General features: G+C 69.9%; 16 protein-coding genes and 2 pseudogenes. 7 read left to right on the forward strand and 11 right to left on the reverse strand.

Going from position 1 to position 15,715, the window contains the following annotated elements; translation table 11 throughout:
- Nucleotides 1–5 precede the first annotated feature (5 nt).
- The 3 genes and pseudogenes from ACIPSA_RS26510 to ACIPSA_RS26520 all read right to left on the reverse strand — a co-directional run.
- A pseudogene (locus ACIPSA_RS26510) lies at nucleotides 6–653 on the reverse strand (ATP-binding cassette domain-containing protein); the annotation flags it as partial.
- Nucleotides 566–1,459: a 5-deoxy-glucuronate isomerase gene (iolB, locus tag ACIPSA_RS26515; protein WP_402638627.1), complete on the reverse strand. Its 894-nt coding sequence runs from the start codon at nucleotides 1,457–1,459 to the stop codon at nucleotides 566–568. The pseudogene ACIPSA_RS26510 and the gene iolB, both read right to left, overlap by 88 nt.
- Nucleotides 1,456–2,031: pseudogene (locus ACIPSA_RS26520) on the reverse strand (aldolase); the annotation flags it as partial. The gene iolB and the pseudogene ACIPSA_RS26520, both read right to left, overlap by 4 nt.
- Here ACIPSA_RS26520 and ACIPSA_RS26525 point away from each other — a divergent pair.
- A complete protein-coding gene (locus ACIPSA_RS26525) occupies nucleotides 2,003–3,013 on the forward strand; it encodes a LacI family DNA-binding transcriptional regulator (protein ID WP_402638630.1) in 1,011 nt (336 codons plus the stop codon). The pseudogene ACIPSA_RS26520 and the gene ACIPSA_RS26525 sit on opposite strands and share 29 nt — an antisense overlap.
- Before the next feature lie 232 nt (nucleotides 3,014–3,245).
- On the opposite strand, the gene ACIPSA_RS26530 is transcribed toward ACIPSA_RS26525, so the two are convergent.
- Nucleotides 3,246–4,814, reverse strand: a complete 1,569-nt coding sequence (locus ACIPSA_RS26530; protein ID WP_402638634.1) for a carbohydrate-binding protein — start codon at nucleotides 4,812–4,814, stop codon at nucleotides 3,246–3,248.
- Between the two features lie 226 nt (nucleotides 4,815–5,040).
- Entirely contained in the window at nucleotides 5,041–5,640 is a 600-nt protein-coding gene (locus ACIPSA_RS26535; RefSeq protein ID WP_402638636.1) for a TetR/AcrR family transcriptional regulator, read from the reverse strand.
- A 244-nt stretch (nucleotides 5,641–5,884) separates the two neighbouring features.
- On the opposite strand from ACIPSA_RS26535, the gene ACIPSA_RS26540 reads away from it, so the two are divergent.
- Nucleotides 5,885–6,676, forward strand: coding sequence for an SDR family NAD(P)-dependent oxidoreductase (locus tag ACIPSA_RS26540; RefSeq protein ID WP_402638639.1), 792 nt, complete (start codon nucleotides 5,885–5,887; stop codon nucleotides 6,674–6,676).
- A gap of 124 nt (nucleotides 6,677–6,800) precedes the next feature.
- Here ACIPSA_RS26540 and ACIPSA_RS26545 read toward each other — a convergent pair whose 3' ends face one another.
- A complete protein-coding gene (locus tag ACIPSA_RS26545) occupies nucleotides 6,801–7,925 on the reverse strand; it encodes a PQQ-dependent sugar dehydrogenase (protein WP_402638642.1) in 1,125 nt (374 codons plus the stop codon).
- 177 nt (nucleotides 7,926–8,102) lie between these two features.
- On the opposite strand from ACIPSA_RS26545, the gene pqqA reads away from it, so the two are divergent.
- The 5 genes from pqqA to ACIPSA_RS26570 all read left to right on the forward strand — a co-directional run bounded on the left by pqqA (nucleotide 8,103) and on the right by ACIPSA_RS26570 (nucleotide 11,767).
- Entirely contained in the window at nucleotides 8,103–8,261 is a 159-nt protein-coding gene (pqqA, locus tag ACIPSA_RS26550; protein ID WP_402638645.1) for a pyrroloquinoline quinone precursor peptide PqqA, read from the forward strand.
- Nucleotides 8,262–8,353: 92 nt separating this feature from the next.
- Nucleotides 8,354–9,070: a pyrroloquinoline-quinone synthase PqqC gene (gene pqqC, locus ACIPSA_RS26555; protein ID WP_402638647.1), complete on the forward strand. Its 717-nt coding sequence runs from the start codon at nucleotides 8,354–8,356 to the stop codon at nucleotides 9,068–9,070.
- On the forward strand, nucleotides 9,064–9,339 hold the full coding sequence (gene pqqD, locus ACIPSA_RS26560) for a pyrroloquinoline quinone biosynthesis peptide chaperone PqqD (protein ID WP_402638650.1): 276 nt from the start codon (nucleotides 9,064–9,066) through the stop codon (nucleotides 9,337–9,339). Before pqqC ends, pqqD begins: the two co-directional genes overlap by 7 nt.
- Nucleotides 9,336–10,418 carry a pyrroloquinoline quinone biosynthesis protein PqqE gene (gene pqqE / locus ACIPSA_RS26565; RefSeq protein WP_402638653.1) on the forward strand — a complete coding sequence of 361 codons (1,083 nt, stop codon included), beginning with the start codon at nucleotides 9,336–9,338 and terminating at the stop codon, nucleotides 10,416–10,418. The genes pqqD and pqqE overlap by 4 nt, the downstream gene beginning before the upstream one ends.
- A gap of 86 nt (nucleotides 10,419–10,504) precedes the next feature.
- Complete coding sequence (locus ACIPSA_RS26570) at nucleotides 10,505–11,767, forward strand: DUF418 domain-containing protein (protein WP_402638656.1); 1,263 nt, start codon at nucleotides 10,505–10,507, stop codon at nucleotides 11,765–11,767.
- Between the two features lie 24 nt (nucleotides 11,768–11,791).
- Here the strand turns inward: ACIPSA_RS26570 and ACIPSA_RS26575 are convergent, their stop codons facing one another.
- The 5 genes from ACIPSA_RS26575 to ACIPSA_RS26595 form a co-directional block, all read right to left on the reverse strand.
- A complete protein-coding gene (locus ACIPSA_RS26575; protein WP_402638659.1) occupies nucleotides 11,792–12,016 on the reverse strand; it encodes a hypothetical protein in 225 nt (74 codons plus the stop codon).
- A gap of 86 nt (nucleotides 12,017–12,102) precedes the next feature.
- Nucleotides 12,103–12,408, reverse strand: a complete 306-nt coding sequence (locus tag ACIPSA_RS26580) for an antibiotic biosynthesis monooxygenase (RefSeq protein ID WP_402638661.1) — start codon at nucleotides 12,406–12,408, stop codon at nucleotides 12,103–12,105.
- A 158-nt stretch (nucleotides 12,409–12,566) separates the two neighbouring features.
- Entirely contained in the window at nucleotides 12,567–13,244 is a 678-nt protein-coding gene (locus ACIPSA_RS26585) for a DUF429 domain-containing protein (RefSeq protein ID WP_402638663.1), read from the reverse strand.
- A gap of 74 nt (nucleotides 13,245–13,318) precedes the next feature.
- Complete coding sequence (locus ACIPSA_RS26590) at nucleotides 13,319–14,935, reverse strand: cation acetate symporter (protein ID WP_402638665.1); 1,617 nt, start codon at nucleotides 14,933–14,935, stop codon at nucleotides 13,319–13,321.
- A complete protein-coding gene (locus ACIPSA_RS26595; protein WP_402638667.1) occupies nucleotides 14,932–15,471 on the reverse strand; it encodes a DUF485 domain-containing protein in 540 nt (179 codons plus the stop codon). Before ACIPSA_RS26595 ends, ACIPSA_RS26590 begins: the two co-directional genes overlap by 4 nt.
- Nucleotides 15,472–15,715 lie beyond the last annotated feature (244 nt).

Below are 15,715 nucleotides of genomic sequence, written 5' to 3' on the forward strand. Positions count from 1 at the left end.
GTCGGTCAACTCGGCTGCTGAGCAGGAGTCGTGAGGTCGGTCTCTTCGGGGAGTTCCTCCACGTCGACGCCGCGGACCTGGGCCAGCTCGTGTTTGAGGGCCGCGAGTTCGGCGCCGCCGGCCATGTGGTTGGTGAGCTCTTCGAGGCTGACCTGGCTGCGGTCGGCGGTCAGTTCGAGGGTGCCCAGGCGCAGGACGCTGAAGTGGTCGCCGACCATGTAGGCGTGGTGGGGGTTGTGGGTGATGAAGATGACGCCGAGGCCGCGGTCGCGGGCGGCGGCGATGTACTTCAGCACGACACCGGACTGTTTGACGCCGAGGGCGGCGGTGGGCTCGTCGAGGATGAGGACGCGGGCGCCGAAGTAGACGGCGCGGGCGATGGCCACGCACTGGCGCTGGCCGCCGGAGAGGGTGCCGATGGGCTGTTCCAGGTCGTCCAGGACGATGTCCATGTTGCGCAGTTCCTCGTCGGCGGTCTGCTTCATCTTCTCGATGTCGAGGCGGCGCACGGGCCAGGGGCCCTTGGTCATCTCGGAGCCGAGGAAGAAGTTGCGCCACACCGGCATCAGGGGGACGGTGGCCAGGTCCTGGTAGACGGTGGCGATGCCCTTGTCGAGGGCCTCGCGGGGGCAGGAGAAGCGCACCGGGGTGCCACCCAGCCGTGGGCGGGGTCGTCGCAGATCAGCCAGGCACGATCCTGACCGGGGCCCGCCATGACGTTGAGGTAGTACGGGTCGTAGCCCGGCGCGGCGATCGACGGCCCGTGCCAGCCGTGCGGGATCAGGACGGTGTCGCCGGAGCGGACCTCGGCGAGCACGTCGATGGGTCGCCCTTCGGTGCCGTGGACCCGCTGGTATCCGAAGCCGCCCTCACCCGAGACTTCGAAGTAGTAGATCTCCTCCAGCTCCGACTCGACACCCGGCCGTGCCTCGTCGTGCTTGTGCGGCGGGTACGACGACCAGTTGCCGCCAGGGGTGAGCACCTCGCACACCAGCAGCTGCTCGGCCTCGAACGTCCCCGGCAGGCAGTAGTTGTTGACCTGCCGGGAACACGCTCCCGCCCCGCGCAGCTCCACGGGCACGTCCTCCTTGCGCCCGTAGCGGGCGGAAAGCGAGTTCCGCTCGGTACGGGCGGAGGGCAGCGCGAACCTCCCTCCGGACGCGCTGCTGATCAGGGCCTCCGTGCCGGACGGCAGGTAGGCGAAGTCGGTGACCGAGGCGAACACGCCCGTCCGCCCCTCGAGTTCGAAGCTCTGCCCGGCGACGGTGACGGTGCAACCGCCTGCCAGGGGAAGGACCAGGAACTCGGAGTCACCGGTGGACAGGGCGTGCGCCTCGCCCGGCCTCAGGGTCAGGATCCCGAGGCCGGAGTATCCCCAGCCCGCCGATTCCGGCGTGACCAGGACGTCGTAGGGTCCGTCGGCCGAAGTCCCCCTGGGCAGGTGGTACTTGCTGTTCACAGCAGGCTCACCGCCTTGTCCACCGCGCCGGCGACGTCGCCGTTCGAGGGGTAGAGCAGGGAGCGTCCGACGACCAGGCCCTGTGCGGTGGGCTGCTTCAGGGCCTTGCCCCAGGAGGCGAACGCCGCCTCGGGGTCGGTGACCTCACCGCCCAGCAGCAGGGCGGGGAGCGTCGAGGTGGCGAGCACGCGCTCCATGTCGTCGACGATCGGCAGTTTCAGCCAGGTGTAGGCGCTGCGGCGGCCCAGCCCCGAGGCGATGGTGACCGACTTGACGACCGCGTCCGTGGAGAGGTCGTTGCGGATCCTGCCGTCCTGCCAGACCGAGATGAACGGCTCGACCATCGCCAGGAGCCGCCGGTCGTTCAGTTCGTTCACGGCCCGCGCCGTCTCGACAAGGGCGGACGGGGTGGCCGGGTCGTCCAGCGCGATCCGGGTGAGCATCTTGCCGCCGTCGAAGCCCATCGCGGCGATCGTTTCGGCGTCGTAGCCGGTGAAGCGGTCGTCGATCTCGAAGACGGATCCGGCGAGGCCGGCCCGGTTCATGGAGCCGAAGACGCTCGGCGTGTCCAGGGCGCTCGTCTCGATCATTTTCCGCGGCCAGCCGGGGGCCCGCCAGGAGACCCGGGAACGCGTCCTGCGCGTGGCCGACGAGATCGGCTACCACCCCGACAATGCCGCCCGGCTGCTCGCCCGGGGCCGAAGCCGCACGCTCGGCGTGATGTTCACGGTGCACCAGACCTTCCACTCGGACCTCATCGCGGGCATCTACCCCGAGGCCGAGCGGCTCGGCTACGACGTCCTGCTCTCCGCGGCCACGGACAGCCGGGAGGAGGCCAAGGCGATCGAAGCGCTCCTCGGTCACCGTTGCGAGGCGGTGATCCTGCTCGGCGCCGACGCGGAGGACGCCTACCTCGACGAGCTCGGGCGTCGCACGGTCGCCGTGTCGGTCGGTCGCCGAGTGCCTCATTCCCACGTCGACTTCGTGCACTCGGCCGAGGGCAAGGGCGTGCGGCAGGCCATGGACCACCTGGTCGAGCTGGGGCACCGTCGGATCGTGCACATCGACGGTGGCCGTGGCCCCGGGTCGGCCGAGCGGCGGCGTGCCTACCGGGCCGCGATGCGCCGTCACGGGCTGGAATCCGAGGCGCGGGTCATTCCCGGTGACCACACCGAGCTGTCGGGTATCGAGACGGGGAAGGCGCTGCTGGCGGAGCGCGACCGGGGGCAGCTCCTGCCGACGGCGGTCCTCGCGGGCAACGACCGTTGTGCGTGGGGGCTGTTGATGTCGTTGACGCGGGCGGGGGTCGACGTCCCCCGTGACATGTCGGTCGTCGGGTACGACGACAGTCATCTGTCCCATCTGATGCCGATCGGCCTGACCACGGTGCGCCAGGACGCGGGTCTCATGGCGGAGCACGCGGTGCGCTTCGCCGTGGAGCGGCTCGAAGGCGAGGGCATGGCACCGCGGGAGGCCGTGCTGGACCCGAAACTCGTGATCCGGGGGACCACCGGGCCGGCTCCGGAACCCGGTGTCCGAGTCGTGCGGCCCTGAGGGCGCCCGCGGGGCCGATACCGGTCCGAGTGAACGTCAGCAGTGGCCGTATCGGCCGAGCACGAGCGGTAGTTTCGCGGCCGGCACGCCGGGTTGGGCCAGGCCGTTCTTGCCGGGCCGGCCGATGTGTGGACCGGTCACCCCGCGCGGGCGCCGGTCCACACGACGGCGCCGGAGCCCGCCCGGTCCTCGGCCCAGCCGCTGGTCACACGCGAAGTGCCTCGGAGTCCCGTCAGGGCGTCACCACACTGCCGCCGAAGGTGACGACGAGGTGGCCGTCCGAGGCGAAGGACCAGCCAAGGGCGCCCGAGTACGAGGAGCACCGGGACCCGTTCGAGCCGGTCCAGAACTGGTTCGTGCTGTCGGCGTCACCGACGGTCTTGTCGTTCGACCCGCTGACGTTGAACCGGCACGAGGTGTTGGTCCGGAACACCGAAGTTCCGGCATCGAACGAGAAGTTGCGCTGGGTGTTGTCGATGCTGACGTTGTTGGAGATGGCCATGGTGCCGGGGTTGCTGTTGTAGGTGAACCCGTGATGGCCGTTGTGGTAGGCGATGCTGTGCTGGACGACGTGGTTGACCGCGATGTCGTCGCCGCCGAGCTTGTAGCCGTTGCGGTCCCCGTTGGCGTTGACGGTGCCGTCGCTGAGGGTGCCGTTGTTGTAGGACAGCGAGTATTCGATGGTCACCGGGCCGATGGCACCCGTGTCGGTCTTGGTGTAGAGGTCCCAGCCGTCGTCGATGTTGTTGTGGGAGACGGCGTACCGGAAGACGTTCCCCGTGCCGGTGGTGAGCTTCGCGGCGAAGCCGTCGGCGTCCTCGCCGTCGGAGTCGGCGTTGTCGTGCGACTCGGCGCTCAGGATCAGGTTGTTGGACGGCCACTGGCTGCTCGGGGTGCTTGAGGAGATCCGGCCGAGTTGCAGCCCCGTGTCGCGGTTGTACGCCGTCACCGTGCGCTCGGCGACGTTGTTGCTGCCGCCGACATAGATCCCGTTGTCGCCGGCGTGCTCCACGGTGATGCCGTAGACATGCCAGTACGAGGCGTTCAGCTGGAGCCCGCGGTTCGACGAACTCTCGCTCTGGGCCGAGAAGTTCAGCACCGGCGTCTCGCCGGGGTAGGCGGACAGGGCGGTGCGGGCGGCGGACGTGCCGTCGTTGCCGGCCGGGATGGTGACCGTCGACGTGTAGGCGTACGTCCCGCCGCGCAGGTAGATCGTGCCGCCGGGAGTGATACGGCTGATCGCCGAAGTGAGCGTCGTCGGGGCCGACATCGTTCCGGCCGCGCTGTCGGTGCCGGTCGGCGACACGTACAGGACGGTGTCCGCCGCCGCTACGGAGACCTCGGCGTCGACGTAGTCGATGTTCGGCAGGCCGGCGGAGGAGGTCGGGTCGAGCCGGATCGTGTTGCTGCCCGCAGCGACCGGCACCGTGAGTGTCCTGGTCGCCCATGTTCCCCAGGCACCCGTCGCCTCGAACGACGTCGATGCGGCGGTAGAACCGTTCACCACCACGTCCACGGGTCGTGCGGTGGTGGTTCCGTTGGCGAAACGGACCTGCAGCGTTGCCGTGCCCGCTGCGGAAGCGTTCACGGTGAACTGCGCGTAGGCGCCGACCGCGTTGGTGCCGTTGCAGAACCCGCTGCCGGAGTAGCCGGTCCAGTCGGAGTCGATCGTGCCGGTGCAGACGGCCGGGGAGCTCTCGGCCTCGTAACGGGTGGGTGCGGCCTGCGCCGTCGTGCCGGACAGGGCGACGAGTGCGCCGGCCAGCAGGCCGGCGGAAGCGATGGCTGGTCTCAGATGCATCGTTCATCTCCAGGTGAGTGGATCGTCGTCTACTCGTTCGAGTGCGTGAACGGACCTCACTGCTGTGCGCGGCATCGATGCAGAGAAAGCGCTTTCTTGGAAGCTAGGGACTCGCCACGGATGCGTCAATGGCCATGCATCTAAGTTTTGTTCATCGACGTGGACGGGCTCGGTAGCCTGGTACCCGCCATCGCGGAGCGCCGGTCCCGACCCCGCAGCGCCGGTCCTACGCGGGGAAACCTTGTTCGGAGGAGCGGGCGGCAGCTCCCGGTGCCAGCAGCAGGAGGGCGTCGACCAGGTCGTCTGCCGGACTGCCGGTCGCCAGGCGCCGGAGCTGCAGGCCCATCACCAGGGCGACCGTGGTGGCCGCGAGGCGTTCCGCGTTCGGGACACCCAGGGCGGTGAGGATCTGGGTGGCGAGCCGGTCATAGGCCGTGAACGCCTCCGATGCCGCCTCACGCAGCCGTTCGTCGCGTCCGGCGTGCAGGTACAGTTCGAACGGCGCGAGGTGCGCGCTGTCGAGGGCGGTTCCGCAGGCCACTTGGCCGGCCAGGGACGCGGCGTCCTCGATGGCGAGGCTATCGGTCTGGCACTGGTCGGCCAGCTCGGTGAAATGCCGGGCCTCCTCGCGCACGAAGTGCAGCAGGCTCTCGCGCAGCAGATCGTGCTGGGTGGCGAAGTGGTAGGTGACGGAGCCCAGCGAAACTCCGGCTGCCTTGGCGATCCTTCTGTTGGTGAGCGCCGCGACCCCGCCCTCGCCGATGATCTGCAGGACTGCTGTGATGATGCGCTGGCGCATCGGGGTGGAGGGGGCGGCGTTGGGCATGCCGCTCATTGTTCCACCAGCGCCGTCCCGCCTCCGGCCAGGGGCGGGGAACCGCATGGGCGCACTGCCGTACCCGGAGGATACCCGCGGCGTGCGACTGACGGCGTATGGAGCGACAGCACATCCGACGGCCTGACGTCATATCAGCTTCCCTGTCGGCCGCCGCCGTTGGCGAGCGCACCGGTGGACAGGAACACCCGCCCTCTCTATTGTTCGTTCGAACGAACAGGACCGGAGGACAGTCGTGCACATTGCTGGGGCAACCGTTCTGCTGACCGGAGTCACGGGCGGAATCGGTGGGTCGCTCGCCGCCGCACTGTCGGCCGGGGGAGCAGACCTCATCCTCACCGGCCGCCGTCGCGAGGCGCTGGCCCCACTCGCCGAACGCTTCGGCGCCCGTACGATCCTTGCCGATCTCGCCGATCCGGACGATGTGCTGCGCCTCGCCTCGGAAGCCGCCGGCACACAGATCCTCATCGCCAACGCGGCGCTGCCCTCCAGCGGCGACGTGCTGGACTACACGCCGGATCAGATCGACCGCGCCCTCTCGGTGAACCTGCGCGCACCCGCGATGCTCGCGCGTCTGCTCGCCGAGGACATGGTGGCGGCGGGGCGCGGCCACATCTGCTTCGTCGGGTCGCTGTCAGGCATGGCAGCCACCAAGTCGTCGTCGATGTACACCGCGACGAAGTTCGGGCTGCGCGGCTTTTCCCTGTCCTTCCGCCAGGACCTGCACGGCACGGGCGTGGGGGTTTCGATCGTCCAGCCCGGTTTCGTACGCGACCTGGGGATGTTCGCGAACACGGGTTCGCCGACGCCTGGCGGCGTGCGCACCGTCTCGCCGGAGCGGGTCGTCAAGGGGGTGATGCGGGCGATCGAGCGTGATGTCGCCGAGATCAACGTCGCCCCGCTGGAGCTGAGGTTCCTCACCAAGATCGCGTCGCAGTTCCCGGGGTTCGCGGAGCGGGTGCAGCGATTGGCAGGGGCGGAGCGGACCATGGACGTGATCGTGGAGGCGCAGCGGTCGAGCCGCTGACCCGCGGTGTGATCGAACGCCCATGAACGTCCGCCACAGCCCGCAGTTGAGTGGCTGGGGCAGCACCCTGTGCGGTTCCGCGCGACATCAGCGGGGGTGCCCGGGTGATCGTGGTGGCGATTGATCACGAAGCCGCGGGCTTCAGAGCCGCCTCCAGCACCTGGTCCGAACCGTCGGGCTCATCGCCGTTGTGGTCCGTGTTGCTCGTGAACAGCCACAGCGCTTCCTTGCCCGGCACCTTCGCGACGGTGCGGAGACGGCCGTACAGGTCCTGGTAGTACGCCACCGGGGTGCCGACGTCGGTGCCGCTGACGGGGATGCGCCACAACCGCCTGCCGCGCAGGGCCGCCATGTACAGATTGCCGTCGGCGTAGGCGAGGCCGCTCGGGGCCGCTTCGCTGACGTCCCAGGTCGCCTTGGGGTTGGTCATCCCTGGCGTGTCGCAGGGCCCTTTGCAGGTGGGCCAGCCGTAGTTGTGGCCGGGCTCGATGAGGTTGAGCTCGTCGTTCGAGTCCGGGCCGAGCTCGGACTCCCACAGGCGGCCCGCGGCGTCGAATGCCAGACCCTCCGGGTTGCGGTGCCCGTAGGAGTAGACGTAGGTGTTGAACGGGTTGCCCGGCGCGGGCATGCCGTCGACGGTCATCCTCAGGATCTTCCCATTGAGGGAGTTCTTGTCCTGCGCGAGATCCGGCCTGCCCGCCTCCCCGGTCGACGCGTAGAGGTAACCGTCCGGGCCGAACGCCAGGCGGCCGCCGTTGTGCAGTGACCCCCACTCGATACCGGTGAGCACGGTATGGGCGTTGCCGAGCGTGGACCCGTCGTAGGTCATCCGCGTGATCCGGTTGCCCCCCGAGGCCGTGTGATACACGAAGATGTAGTGGTCCTGCTCCCAATGGGGCGACACGGCGATGCCCAGCACACCGTCCTCGGCCTTGGTGGTCTCCGCCTCCGGTACGGTCCCCACGAGGGTCTTCTGGCCGGCCTGGGTGAGCCTGAAGACCTTGAACGTCTCGCTCTCGCCGACCAGCGCGGAGCCGTCCGGCAGCCAGCCGATGCCCCAGGGCGTGGTCCAACCGGTCGAGACCGTCTTGACATCACCGGGTTCTGTGGACGCATCCGAGCCCGGCAGCCGGGACGCGCTGCTTCCGGGCTCGGCGAAGGCGAGCAGTCCCGCGACCATGGCGGCGACGGCGGTAGCCGCACGCAGCGGCCTCCTCGACGTCCTTCGGGGAATCGTGACAGTGGGCACGGCGCATCCTCCGGGCGGAAACGGCATGTTCCCCCGGAGCGTAGGCGGATCTTGCCCGACGGAGTCTCGGACAGGTCCGAAGGGTCAACCGTTCGGCCGTCCCCGGTTGCCCGGCCGCCGGCGGCTGCGGATGCTGCAACGGAGGAGTCCTCACCGTCCACCGGAAGGAGAGGCGTCATGCCGAACGAAGCCATGGAACCCGCGACAAGCACCGTCGATCGGGGAGCCCGCACCGAAGCGGCCCCGCCCACAGCGGAAGCGGCCTGGGAACGGCCCGACTACGTGGTCGTGGACACCGCTCTGGAAGTCACCGCGTATTCGCTGGCCACCCGTTAAGGGGCCACGGAGGTGAGCCTCGGGGCGCTCAGGGGCGTCTGAACAACGCCGATCCCCCGGTCGCTGACCGTCGACAGAATGGAGATCACACTATGACGGCTGCGGCGGCCCAGCGGCCGTGGGGACGCGTGGAGTTCGAGGAACGGCTGCGGGCGGTGGCCGAAGAGCGCTACCACGACCGCCATCCGTTCAACATCCGCATGAACGAAGGCCGGCTGAGCCCGGCGGAGCTGCGACGCTGGATCATCAACCGCTTCTACTACCAGCGGAACATCCCGGTCAAGGACGCCCTCATCACCGCCAAGTTCGACTCCCCGGACCTGCGGCGCATGTGGATGCGCAGGATCGAGGACCACGACGGACGCGAGGTCGGCGAGGGCGGTATCGAGCGCTGGCTGCGGCTCGGCGAGGCAGCCGGACTGGACCGGGCCGTGCTGCTGTCCGACACGGACGTACTGCCCGGGGTACGGCTCGCCGTCGACGGATACGTCAACTTCTGCCGGCTGCGGTCACCAATCGAGGCGGTCGCCGCATCGCTGACCGAACTGTCCGCCCCGGACCTCATGCGGCGGCGCATCGAGGCCTTCGAGCGCCACTACCCGTGGATCGACGCCGAGGGTCTTGTCTATTTCCGGGCACGCGTCCGGCAGGGCCGACGGGACAGCGGAGAGACGCTGCCCCTGGTCCTGTCGATGGCGCGCAACAGGGCCGAGCAGGAGCAGGCGGTGGCCGCGCTCGCGTTCAAGTGCGAGGTGCTGTGGTCGCTGCTGGACGCCGTGGACCTGGCGGAACAGGAGATCCGATGGTGAAGGCGGGGGCAGCGCCGCACTGGCGCCCCAGACTCGCCCCGGCCGTGGTGCTGCGGCACGACCGGGTGCGTGGCGCCGATCTGCTGGTCATGCCGGAACGCGTGGTGGTCCTGACCGGGCACGCCGGCACCGTCCTCGGCCTGTGCGACGGTGAGCGCGACGTCCGGGGGATCGTCGGCGACCTGGGGGCACGCTTCCCCGGTTCCCCCGTGGCCACCGACGTTCCGGTGTTCCTCGGCCGGATGCGGGCGGAGGGCTGGCTGCGGTGAGCGGCGTTCCACGGCCCTGGGCCCTGCTCGCCGAGCTGACGCACGCCTGCCCGTTGCGCTGCCCGTACTGCTCCAATCCGCTGGAGCTGACCCGCCGCTCGCGCGAGTTGTCCACAGACCGTTGGGTCGACGTGATGCGGCAGGCCGCGGACCTGGGCGTGGTGAGCACCCATCTGTCCGGCGGGGAGCCGCTGTTGCGGGACGGCCTGCAGACGATCGTCGCCGCCGCGGAGTCGGCGGGGATCCACACACAGCTCATCACCAGCGGGCTGGGGCTGGACGAGGACCGATTGGCCGGGCTCCTGGCGGCCGGACTGCGCAGCGTGCAGCTGTCGGTACAGCACGCGGACCCGGGGTCCTCCGAGCGGATCGCCGGTCGCCGGTCGTTCGCCGCCAAGGAACGCGCGGCAGCGCTGGTCCGGCAGTCAGGGCTCCCCCTGGGGGTCAATGTCGTCCTGCACCGCGGCAACCTCGACGCGATCGACGCCCTGGTGCGTCTGGCGCTGTCGTGGGGCGCGGACCGGATCGAACTGGCCAACACGCAGTTCTACGGCTGGGCCCTGCGCAACCGCGCCGCACTCATGCCGGGCCCCGAGCAGCTGCGCCGTGCGTCGGAGGCCGTGGAACGGTGGCGGGAGCGGCTGGCCGGCCGTACCGAACTCGTCTGGGTGGTACCGGACTACGTCGGCGGGGTCGCGAAACCGTGCATGGGCGGCTGGGGAGCGGTGTCGCTCACGGTCACTCCGGACGGCACCGTACTGCCCTGTCCGGCAGCGGCGACGCTGCCCGGCCTCGACCCGCCGAACGTCGAGGACATGCCGCTCGCCTGGATCTGGGAGCACTCCGGCATCTTCAACCGATACCGCGGCACCGGCTGGATGCGCGAACCGTGTCGCAGCTGTCCGCGCCGGGAAGAGGACTTCGGCGGCTGCCGCTGCCAGGCCTACGCACTCACCGGCGACCCCGCACGCACCGACCCGGCGTGCCGGCTGTCCCCCGACCACGGCCTGGTGGAGAAGGCGGTGGTCGCGAAGGAGGGCCGGTCCGGCTATGAGTACCGGACGTTTCTTCCTGCTTGACAAAGCAGTTGCTCCGGGTCGGTGTCCTTGAGCGGATACCGCGTGGGGTGAGCCGGGGCGGCTGTTGCGCGGGAGATCCTCGGCACATGACACAGAACGCATCGTTGGCCCTGCCGACAGAGGTGTCGTGTGAGCCTGCGGCGGATCGCCCCACCGTCCCGGCCGACGCGCCGTCGACGGGGCGGCTGATCGGCATCGACCTGGCCCGAGGCCTCGCGGTCTTCGGCATGTACTCCGCCCATGTCGGTCCCGACGTGGCGGTGGGCGGGCCGATCGGGTTCTTGCTGGAGACGGCGCGCGGACGTTCCTCGGCTCTCTTCGCGGTGCTCGCCGGCTTCTCACTGGTCATCATCACCGGCCGTCCGCATCCCAGGACCGGGCACTCCGGTCGCCAGGCGGTGGCCAGGATCGTGATCCGTGCCCTCGTCCTCGTGGCCCTCGGTTACGCCCTGAACGCCCTGGACACCGGGGTCGACGTGATCCTCAGCTTCTACGGGCCGCTCTTCCTGGCCGTTCTCCCGCTGTACCGGTTGCGGGCCGGAACGCTCGCGCTGGTTGCCGCCGGGGGCGCACTGATGCTGCCTCAGGTCCTCTACGTGATCCGGCAGTCGATCGAGGACGGGAACTGGGCGGAGACCGTCACCGCCGGGGACCCCTTGGCCCGGCTCAGCGGTACGGACGGCATCATCGAACTGCTGTTCACGGGGGAGTATCCGGTTCTGACCTGGATGCCCTTCCTGGTCGCCGGGATGGCGCTCGCCAGACTGGATCTCACCCGGCCCGGCATCCGGTCCCGGCTGGCGTTCGCCGGCGGAGCGCTGGCGCTGCTCGGCTACGGCGGCTCCTGGCTGGCCCTGCACCTGGTCCCACGCGCGCTCTCCGCCGTCGCGGCCGCCACGGACGGCGGTTCGGCGGCGTCGGCGTGGTGGTCCGACACCGTCGGCAGACCCGAGGAGCACCCTCCGCTCGCCTGGCTGCTCGTGGCGGCACCGCACAGCCAGACGACCTTCTCCGTCGTCGGCAGCATCGGCGTCGCCCTGGTGGTGCTGACCGTGTGTCTGACGGTCGCCGAGCGGACGCCGCGCTTCACCCGCCTGGCCTCACCCGTCGCGGCGGTCGGCATGGCCGCGCTGACCCTCTACGTCCTGCACATCGTCGCCCTCTGGTTCTTCGCCGACGTCTGGTACGTGGCCCTGGTCGACGACGAATCCATGAACGCGCTGCCGGTACTCCTCGGCTTCATCACGGCCTCCGCCCTGCTGGCGACGGTATGGACCCGCCTGTTCCGACGCGGCCCCCTCGAGCATCTGCTCCACATCGCCACCCGGCCGGCGCGCCACGTCAGGTGAGACGGCGCAGAGCCCTCACCGAGCTCAGGTCTGCATCCCGGCGTCGCAGTCGGGGCAGACCGTGGACGCGTACTCCGCGGGGTACCACGGCGCCCCAGGGTGCTCGGAAGGCTTCCAAGGGGCCTTCTCCATGGCGAAGGTGTCCTTGCCGCAGAGTGTCCGCGGTCCAGCGGTGTCCGGCCTGCCGGGGGCGGCGGGCGCCGCGTGCACCCGGTGGTCGAGCTCGTACATGACGACGATCTCGCTCATGTCTTCACGGTAGGCGCCTACCCGGCCGCCCCGCGCGCTGTGGCGGACCAGGCGGCTGTCACGCACCACCCGGGGAGCGGCCGCGTTCACCCATGGCCCATGCCGGGGAGGGTGAGTTCACGGCCGCGGTAGAAACCCTCGCGCTCTTCGACGACGTACGAGGCCATGGCCGCCCGTCGCTGCGCCTCCGGCTCGGAGGCCCGCCATGCGTCACAAGCCTCCTGGGAGTCCCAGAACGACACCCCGGTGATTTCCTCTCCGTCCTCCGACCAGTACGCGAAGGCGCGGAGCAGTCCCTGCGGAGCGGGGGCCGGGCGCCACGCCCTCTCGAACTCCTCCAAGGCACCCGGACGAAGGCGGCGCGTCGTCACCCACACGTAGTGCTCCTCCATCGCGGCCTCCTCCGTGGTACCCGTTCGGCTTGCCCCTCCCTCAGATCACCGTAGGTCCAAAGCACCGCCCCTGCTCGCGCGGCGGTGGCCGGTCAGCTCCGGGACCGGCCCATGTCCACTCCCCAGGGGGATGTCCCCGGTGGCCTCCGGGGTCTCCCTCAGTATCTGATCTCGACGGCGCGGTCCTCCGCACCCCGCTCGGGCGTCTCGGGCACCCGGCCCGCGATCCCGAGCGCGATGCGGTGCGCCGACCAGGCCGCCGCGGCGGCGTCGAGAACATCGTCCGGCGGAACGCGATCCGCCTCACCGAGGGCGTCCGGGAGTACGATGCCCGCCCTGGCCAGCAGCGAGCGGCGCTGGTTCTGGCCCCGCCAGGTCTTCTTGGGGTGGCTCGGCGGCACACCGCCGGCCAGGGCGCGGAAGGACAGCTCGGGGTGCACCTCGTGGATCCGGTCGTCGGCGAGCCAACACGCGCGGGCCTCGGCCAGCTTCGGTGCCAGCGCCCACGTCTGTCGGCTCAGTCGATTGCCGGTGAGCTGCTCGCACCGGTCCGCGGCCGCGCCGTAGTCGAGCTCCCGCCAGACCGGACGCGGCGCCACGAGGAAGACACTGCTGCGCCGCGCCCCGAGCAACGCCCGCGCCGCGAGATCCGCGGCGCGCCATCCCCGCTCGACGAGCCCGAGTGGCATGTCCACCGCGATCGCGCTCACCCCGGCCGAACGGTCGATCAGGCTGTCGAGCCGCACGTCGACCAGGCTGTCCGCGTAGACCCCGTCCGTGAGCCTGATTCCTGTCCAGCCCAGCTTTCCGCAGGCATCGATCCCCAGGACATCCATTGGCCGCACCCCTCATGTGCCAGGCGTGAGCGGAAACCTAGCAGCAGTCTCACGGCGGCACCGGTGTGCCGTGGTCATTCCGCCGCGGCGAGCAATCGTGCCTCGCTCTCCTCGTACAGCCGCCGGTGCTCGTGGCTTTCGGCAGCGTGGCGCCGGCGGTCCAGACGGCTGCCCAGCCAGCCCGCCGCATAGCCGAACGGGATGGAGACGAGACCGGTGGACTGCATGGGGAACCAGCCGAAGTGCGCGTTCGGGAAGACCGCGGACGGCGTGCCCGAGACGGCCTTGGAGAAGACCATCAGCACCAGAGCGCAGGCCGCGCCGCCGTACAGGCTCGCGAGCAGTCCGGTGCGCGTGAATCCCCGCCAGAACAGGGAGTAGGTCAGCGCGGGGGCCACGGCCGACGCTCCGATGCAGATCGCCAGTGTGGTCAGCACACCGACGTCCCAGTTCTGGATCAGAGTGGACAGCGTGATGGCAGCCATCCCCACGGCTACGCTCGCCCACGCCGCCACCGTCATCTCCGTGCGCGGTGCCTCCTGTCCCCGCCGGGCCGCATGGGTGAACAAGTCGTGGGCGAGCGACGATGCCGCGGCCAGGGTCATGCCGGCGACCGAGGACAGCAGGGTGATGAACACCATGCCTGCCACGGCCGCGTAGACAATCGTCGAGCCTGCGGAGTTGGCCTCGCCGCCGAGCACCCGGGACAGCAGGAGCAGCGACGTCCTGCCGTGCGGGTCGGCCGCGGTGATGTAGCGGGATCCCACCAGCGCCGCCGCGCCCGTGCCCATGATGATCACGAGCAGGCAGAATGTCGTGACCGTGCCGACCGCCCATGACATGGAGCGGCGTACGGCGGGCACGTCCCGCGCGGAGTACAGGCGCATCGTGATGTGCGGCAGGCAGGCGGCGCCGAGGATCACGGTGATCTGGAGACTGGCGAAGTCCAGCCGGTCACCGGCGGAGGTGCCCAGTTGCAGGCCCTGCTTGAGGTAGGCGGGGCCCGCGCCGCTGCCGTGCTGAGCCGCCCGGAGCAGGTCGCCGAATTGCCAGTCGAAGCGGTTCAGGACCAGGGCGGCGACGGCCACGCTGGTGCCCAGCAGGAGCACGATCTTGATCATCTGGATGAGCGCGGTGCCCCGCATGCCGCCGATGGCCGCGTAGATGATCATCAGGCTGCCGACGAGGACGATGCACGCCGTCCGCGCGCCCTCCTGGTGCGGGAGGCCCAGGATGAAGGTGAGCAGCGACCCGGCCCCCGAGAGCTGGACGACCAGGAAGGGGAGGGTCGCCATGAGCGTCACCACACAGGAGGCGATACGCACGGCCCGTCCGGGCATGTTGCGGGCCAGGACGTCGCCCATCGTGAACCTGCCCGCGTTGCGCAGGGGTTCGGCCAGCAGGAACATCAGCAGCACCAGCGACATGGCGGTGCTGACCGCCAGGACATAGCCGTCGTATCCGCCGAGCGCGATGATGCCGGTGGTGCTCAGCACGGTGGCCGCGGAGATGTAGTCACCCGCGATCGCCAGGCCGTTCCTGAGCGGGGTGAGCGAGAGGTAGCCGGTGTAGAAGTTCGTCAGATCGTCGCGGTCCGGTCCGGCCATCACGCACATCAGCAGTGTGAGGGTGACCAGGGTGGTGAACAGGACCAGGACGGTGGCCTGCGTTCCGGAGCTGAAGTCGTTCATCTCGCCACCCCCGCGTCCTGGCCGGGCCGGACCGTCCGCTCTCTCACGTGCCGGGCCAACGGGTCCACGTGTCGTTCTGCGCTGCGTCCGTACCAGAGGACCGCCGCGAAGGTGACGACGAGCTGGAGGATTCCCAGGGCCATGCCCAGGCTCAGCTCGCCGGCGATCTTGGACCCCATCAGGTCCGACGCGTAGCAGGACAGCAGCACGTACACCACGAAGGAGCCGAGCGCGGTGAGCGTGGAGACCCGCCGCAGGAGGCGGTACGCGGAGCGGAGGGCAGCGAGGTCGGTGCTCTGCCGATGAGCCTCGTGTGCGTACGGTTCGTGCCGGGGTGCGTGTCCGTACGAGCCGTACGGAGAGGCTTCGTATCCGTACGTGTCGTATCGGGGTGTGTCGTGTCGGTACGGCTCCTGCCATGGAGTCCGCCCGTACGACCCGGGCCGGGGTGCGTTGCCATGGGGCTCACGCCCGGGCGGAAGCCATGACGGCGGCGGAGCCGGCGGCGGGTACCGGTTGTCGTCGGGGTATGTCATCGCGTGGCCTTCCGGTGTGGCGCTGATCCGTGGAGGTGGGCGGTGGAGAACGGCTGCGGCGGCGCACGCTACCGACTGGTAGGAATGCCTGGTAAGACTGCTGGGCGTTACGTTTTGAGCTCGATATGGCGGCCGGTCGGCAGCCATCGGCCGACGGGGCGCGGATCGGTTCGCGGACTCAGGGACCTTGACCGACGGCCGGTGTGTGGTGAACGTCACGCCCACCGTCGTACCTACTGGTCGG

Origin of the sequence: Streptomyces sp. NPDC086549, from assembly GCF_044746205.1 — a bacterium.
Lineage (GTDB): Bacteria > Actinomycetota > Actinomycetes > Streptomycetales > Streptomycetaceae > Streptomyces.

Excerpts from the sequence above, each read along its gene's own strand:
- ACIPSA_RS26575 (WP_402638659.1), bottom strand. The coding sequence starts at position 12,016 with ATGAGCGAGATCGTCGTCATGTACGAGCTCGACCACCGGGTGCACGCG.
- ACIPSA_RS26525 (WP_402638630.1), top strand. The coding sequence starts at position 2,003 with ATGGAGCCGAAGACGCTCGGCGTGTCCAGGGCGCTCGTCTCGATCATT.
- ACIPSA_RS26570 (WP_402638656.1), top strand. The coding sequence starts at position 10,505 with ATGACACAGAACGCATCGTTGGCCCTGCCGACAGAGGTGTCGTGTGAG.
- pqqD (WP_402638650.1), top strand. The coding sequence starts at position 9,064 with ATGGTGAAGGCGGGGGCAGCGCCGCACTGGCGCCCCAGACTCGCCCCG.
- ACIPSA_RS26535 (WP_402638636.1), bottom strand. The coding sequence starts at position 5,640 with ATGCCCAACGCCGCCCCCTCCACCCCGATGCGCCAGCGCATCATCACA.
- pqqA (WP_402638645.1), top strand. The coding sequence starts at position 8,103 with ATGCCGAACGAAGCCATGGAACCCGCGACAAGCACCGTCGATCGGGGA.
- ACIPSA_RS26590 (WP_402638665.1), bottom strand. The coding sequence starts at position 14,935 with ATGAACGACTTCAGCTCCGGAACGCAGGCCACCGTCCTGGTCCTGTTC.
- pqqC (WP_402638647.1), top strand. The coding sequence starts at position 8,354 with ATGACGGCTGCGGCGGCCCAGCGGCCGTGGGGACGCGTGGAGTTCGAG.
- ACIPSA_RS26595 (WP_402638667.1), bottom strand. The coding sequence starts at position 15,471 with ATGACATACCCCGACGACAACCGGTACCCGCCGCCGGCTCCGCCGCCG.
- ACIPSA_RS26585 (WP_402638663.1), bottom strand. The coding sequence starts at position 13,244 with ATGGATGTCCTGGGGATCGATGCCTGCGGAAAGCTGGGCTGGACAGGA.
- ACIPSA_RS26580 (WP_402638661.1), bottom strand. The coding sequence starts at position 12,408 with ATGGAGGAGCACTACGTGTGGGTGACGACGCGCCGCCTTCGTCCGGGT.
- ACIPSA_RS26530 (WP_402638634.1), bottom strand. The coding sequence starts at position 4,814 with ATGCATCTGAGACCAGCCATCGCTTCCGCCGGCCTGCTGGCCGGCGCA.